At 26.0% G+C, this 5,650-nt stretch carries 6 protein-coding genes; all 6 read right to left on the reverse strand.

Features of this window, described 5'->3' with window-relative positions; all coding sequences use genetic code 11:
• Positions 1-447, reverse strand: a 447-nt coding sequence (locus tag NSA58_RS14975) for a radical SAM protein (protein ID WP_330652583.1), incomplete at its 3' end; no start/stop codon positions are given.
• 30 nt (positions 448-477) lie between these two features.
• Positions 478-2,181 carry a multicopper oxidase family protein gene (locus tag NSA58_RS14980; RefSeq protein WP_074078725.1) on the reverse strand — a complete coding sequence of 568 codons (1,704 nt, stop codon included), beginning with the start codon at positions 2,179-2,181 and terminating at the stop codon, positions 478-480.
• A gap of 489 nt (positions 2,182-2,670) precedes the next feature.
• The gene (locus tag NSA58_RS14985; RefSeq protein ID WP_074078724.1) at positions 2,671-2,994 is read right to left on the reverse strand and encodes a hypothetical protein; all 324 of its coding nucleotides are present in this window, start codon (positions 2,992-2,994) and stop codon (positions 2,671-2,673) included.
• 44 nt (positions 2,995-3,038) lie between these two features.
• A complete protein-coding gene (locus tag NSA58_RS14990; RefSeq protein WP_074078723.1) occupies positions 3,039-3,737 on the reverse strand; it encodes a polysaccharide deacetylase family protein in 699 nt (232 codons plus the stop codon).
• Positions 3,738-3,761: 24 nt separating this feature from the next.
• Positions 3,762-4,760 (reverse strand): CAP domain-containing protein, encoded by a 999-nt coding sequence (locus NSA58_RS14995; protein ID WP_074429784.1) that lies wholly within the window; start codon positions 4,758-4,760, stop codon positions 3,762-3,764.
• Positions 4,761-4,856: 96 nt separating this feature from the next.
• The coding region (locus tag NSA58_RS15000; RefSeq protein WP_257560642.1) for an MORN repeat-containing protein at positions 4,857-5,650 on the reverse strand (794 nt) is incomplete at its 5' end.

Raw genomic sequence — 5,650 nt, forward strand, 5'->3', positions numbered from 1 at the left:
ATCATCAATATAACAAACATATACATTTTTAAACTTTTCAAATTTTTTTAATATATACTTATAATTTCTATACTCAAATGCTGTAAGTATAATATTTTCATCATATGATAGACACTTTGGTATATCCATAAGACCTGTAGTTACTATATTCACCTCTATTCCCTTTTTCACAGAAAAGTTTACTATTTTATCTAAGTCTTCGTAAAAAAAAGGGTCTCCACCTGTAAAATATATATTTTTTATACCTGAGCTAAATAAGGAGTCTATTATTCCTATCCATCTACTACAAATCAATTCTTTTTCTATATTATTACAAGGGGTACATAAACATAAAGATTTTAAATATTTTCCACAATTTGTGCATCCTCCGCTGCAGGTATTATTTAACTTGATATGAGCTATTAAAGTATTTTTGTCATTTAAACCATTATTTAAATATAAATACATATAACCTCCTCTTTAATCCCTGTTTATATTTTATTCTTCTGAAAATATAATTTGCGGTCTAACTAAATAGTTATCCTTTTGCTCTAAAATCTGAGAATTTATAATGTATTCTGGACCATTACTTGTATTAAATGAAAAATAATTTTCACCAACATTAACTTCTTCCATAATATAAGTTGGAGCATATCTGATAATTATCCTCGTGATAAATGACGGAGGACAATATAATGTGTCTTTAAATCCCTCCTCATACAATTCTGGCAATATCACAGCTCCTTCATATATCTCATCTCTACAACTTAATTCTTTATTTTCATCATACATTTTTTTACATTTTAATTTATTAATTTTTTGTCTTTCTAATATTTGAAAGTTAGTCAAATGTATGTGTATACATATATCATCATCACATAGATTAATAAATTCCCATATGAATGTGGACCCTACCTTTGTGATTATATTAGGTGGATTTAGATATGTTTCATTATTTATAAAATACCCATCTCTATAATCACCTTTTTCTCTTTTCAAAAGTATTGTTGATTTTTTTTTAGTATTAATTTTCATAGGAGGATATTTTGTAAGTATTTTAGGTAAATTATATTCAATTTTTTTGCTAATACTTATAACATTAAATTCCATAATATCTTTGCATTCATCTGAAGAAAATAAATTTTTCATTATAATCTTATTATTTTCATTGTATCTAGAAAAATCTATAAGTAAATCAATTCTCTCTCCTGGGTATAATGAAAAATATGATAGTTCTTGTGGTTTATCAATATATCCACCATCGCTACCTATTTGTATCATTTTACTATTATCAGATAAAGCAATCTTGTATGGTCTACTATTTGATCCATTAAGTATATTAAATCTATATAATTGATTTTTAACATTTAAACTTGGCCATACTTTCCCATTAACTAAAATAGTATCTCCAAAAAATTTTTCTTTCCAATATGGATGATTTGAATCAACATTTTCATTATCATAAAAAAGAGATCCATCTTCGTAAAATGATTTATCTTGTATTATTAAAGGTATATGATACTCATCCTTAGGCAAATTATATTTTTCATCTTTTATAAAATATAATCCACACAACCCTGAATAAACAGAATATCTGGACACCCCTGGACTTTGGTCATAGTACCAAAGCATAGCACCTCTTTGCTCATTTGTATATTTATAATAGTTAGTAGAATAAACTGGACCCTTAATCCCTGTAGCTGTATACCACGCTCTTGGATTTCCATCATAAATTGGAGGTGTAGATATTCCATGAACATGCATTATTAAAGTAGGAGGCCACTGTCCTTCTTTAGAATCATTATCTAAATTGTTATTATATACTATATTATTAGGATTGGCCCAAACAAGAGTCTTGTCAATTTTAAACATATATTCTCCTAATATTTTATTATTCCATTGTATATTTGTATCAATATTTCTATCCACTTCAAATGTAGGTCCTGGCGAATGTTTTACATATTTAATCTTTTTATTCTTTTCATCTTTACAAAATCCTGCAAATCCCCAAACCTTTGTTTCATTAAAACCTTCTGGTAACATTTGTTGATAAAATTCACAGGCATCTATGCTATAGTGATGATTCATTTTATCTTCTTTTTTAAAAAAAGATGGAGCAAAAATAGGCAATTTTTCTAATTCATTTTGAAACTTCGGAATAAAAGATGGATTTAATTTTTTCATAAATATATCAACTCTCACCTACCCTCTTTATGTTATAACCTAAAAGAATTATTATAATTAAATATATGTTTCATATTTTTTTTAATTCCTAGTATGATATAAGAAAAACTCTCATGAAAGTAATTCTTTACCATTATCTGCATTTACAACATTTATTTTTTTAGAACAATTGTGATTGCAAGTTTTTTTCTTGTGACAAGTTTTTTCTACACAACAAACTTTAACCTTAATTTTTTCTATTGTCTAAGCAACAACGCTCTCTTTCGTAACAACAATTATGCTTACAATCACATATAAATTCAAAACAATGTCCACATTCACATTTAAAAACAGATTTGCAACATCCATTGCATTTTTTCTCTTTTCAGCAACATTTATGCTTTTCCTTACTCATATATTTCACCTCTCACTAAGGATTATTTTTTATCTTATCCTTAGTCAGTTTAAAAAAATTTGTTCTACTGTGCAATATAAATAATTTTATTTGTATTTAAAGTCAAAAAGGAGCTAAATGCTCCTTTTTAATATTTTTACTGTATTTTTATGATAATTTGATACATTAGATTTTTCTTTTCTATATTTTATTAATTCATTAATTTTTGAAATATAACCAGTATCTTCGCTTAATCTAATAAGACTTGTAAGGTAGTATGAATCGGTAGTTCTTGGCACTTTTCTTCTTATAACTAAGTCAATGGCAGTTTTAGCACTTTCAAAGCACCTAAGATGAGTATGACCATCTTTAAATACTTTTTTAGTGTTATAAGCAATATAGCCATTTTTTACTTGGAAAATGATAAACTCTTTTTTTTCATACACTTTATTATACATTTAACCAAATCCTTTTAGTTATTGTGATACTATCTCATTAAATTTTATTTATTAATTAATTCTGATACTGTAACAAATTTATATCCTTTTTTTATCATTTCAGGTATTATTGTATCCAATGCTTTAACAGTATTTTCTGTTCCATAATCATGAAGCAAAATTATATCTCCATTTTTAGCTTTGTTTATTATGGTATCAGAAATTTGTGATGGAGGTGGATTCTTCCAATCTTTAGCATCTATTGTAGTCCAAAGTATTATTTTATATCCACTTTCTTTTGCAATTTCTCCCAACTTCTCTTCACTATAACTTCCGTATGGAGGTCTAAATAAGGTTGGTCTTTTTCCTGTTAATTTTACTAAGGTATCTTCACATTCTTTTATTTCTCTTTTTATGTCATCACTACTTAAGTTACTAATATCAGGATGAGAAAAAGTATGGTTTCCTATTTCATGTCCTTCTTTAGATGCTCTTATTAATGGTTTACTATACCAATTAGCATGCTTTCCTACTACAAAGAAAGTACCTTTAATATTATATTTATCCAACACATCTAATATTTGGTGTGTTTCTTTTGGATGGGGTCCATCATCAAAGGTTAGTGCTATTATTTTTTCTTCTCGTGAACCATTTTTAAAAAATATGTCGGTATTTCCAACTAATGAAGATATCTCTTGGCTATTAGAAATTATAATAAACAAGGTTATCATAAATAATAAAATGCTTTTAACTTTAGATGTCATTATAATCTTACTTCCTTTCTTGTGTTAACCAAAAAAGTTTTCCGTGTAGTAAGTTTTATATTTTCCTCCAAATACAACTCCCACACCGATATATTTATAATTCCCTAAAATATTTTTTCTATGTCCTTGTGAGTTCATCCATCCATTATGAACAAATATAGAATTTGTCTGACCAGCTGCAATATTTTCTCCTGCACTTAAATAATCAATTCCTTCATTTTCCATTCTATCAAAAGGTGTTTGATTGTTTAAATTTTTATGATCAAAAAAATCATTGTCTTTCATATCTTCACTATGTTTTCTAGCACATATGGTTGCTTTTTCATTATAATCTAACTCTTTTAACTTATATTTGTACCTTGTGCTATTTGTTAAATCTATTATTTGGTACATAAAACTTTTTTCTATGTCTTTATCTTTTGGTGCATATATACTTTTAACTTCATCTTCACAATTTTTTTCAATTATTTGATAAGCCCAAATTTTATTTTTATCAAACTTGTCATAAAACACTGTAATGTACTTTTTATTCTTATATATGATGTCATATTCATCATTAGAAGATATTTCATATTTTATATTTCCCTTATTTTTATACTTTAGTATTTTATAGTTATCTTTTATGTACTTCAAATCTTTATTAATACATATTCCTTCACTTTCACAAGAATCAATATTATTGGTAAATAAAGCTACCACTTTATTATTTTTTATTCCTACCATAACAAACTTTTCTTTATAAGCATTGTATACATACCAGTTAAAATTATATTCACTTTTATCTATTCTATTTTGTTTATTTATCCTTTTAATCACAGATGCTTTTGAATCACCTATCTTTATTTTTTTAAAGTTATCAATTGTTTTTATATCCATTTCTTTATTATACTCATTTTCAATACTTACTATTGAATCATTTTTCGAAAAATTTTCTTGTATTATATTTACAATATCTACAAAATAGCCTGTATTATAAAAAAACACTATAGATAATACTAAAAATATAGATATTAATTTTTTCAAAATATCACCCTTTCAAATCAAAGCAAAGACATAAAATGAATTTATAAATATTTAGAAATTTACTTTGGTCAAAAAAAGCTTTATCTTCAGATAAAGCTATAATTTAACACAAAATAATTCGTCTAAACTCCTTCCAAAAACAGAAGGTTTATCAAATTTCCATGTTCCTTCATATATTAATTCTCCATTTAAGTAAAAAGTACCATTTCCATGCTTTTTACCATGCATGAACTCTCCCTCATATTTTTTTCCTTCTCTCCAAATATAAGTTCCAAATCCATGTATTAAATTATTTTTCCACTGACCTTCATAAATAAGGTTTCCACTCTGATCAAAACATTGACCTTCTCCATCCATCTTTCCTTCTTTAAACTCTCCGTTATACCTTACGTTATCGTTCCAGGTAAATATACCTAATCCATGCTTTTTACCTTCTTTCCATTCACCTATATACTCATCTCCATTAGAATAGCTCATTTGACCTATTCCGTCCATTAAGTCCTCCTTAAAATTACCTAAATAAATATTTCCATTTTCAAGCTTACATTCTCCAATACCTTCTCGTAAATTATTTTTAAATTCACCCATATACTCCATGATAACTTTACTATCATTATACATTATATAATAGCCCCTACCATGTAATTCATTTTTCTCTATTTTACCTATATATTTATCTCCATTTGAAAAATAATAAATCTTATCTTTATTACATGTAAACTCATCTTCTTCATTTAATTCTTCTTTTTCAACCAAAAGCATTTCTTCTTCAGTTGCTACAACTTGCTTCTTTTCTGCTTTTCTTTTCATATTTTCAACTGCTTTAATTGTTTTTTTATAATTATTAATTTCCTTTAAATATTCTTTATATATGTTAACAAAATCTTTTG

The organism is Terrisporobacter muris, from assembly GCF_024621905.1.
In the GTDB taxonomy this organism is placed as follows: domain Bacteria; phylum Bacillota; class Clostridia; order Peptostreptococcales; family Peptostreptococcaceae; genus Terrisporobacter; species Terrisporobacter muris.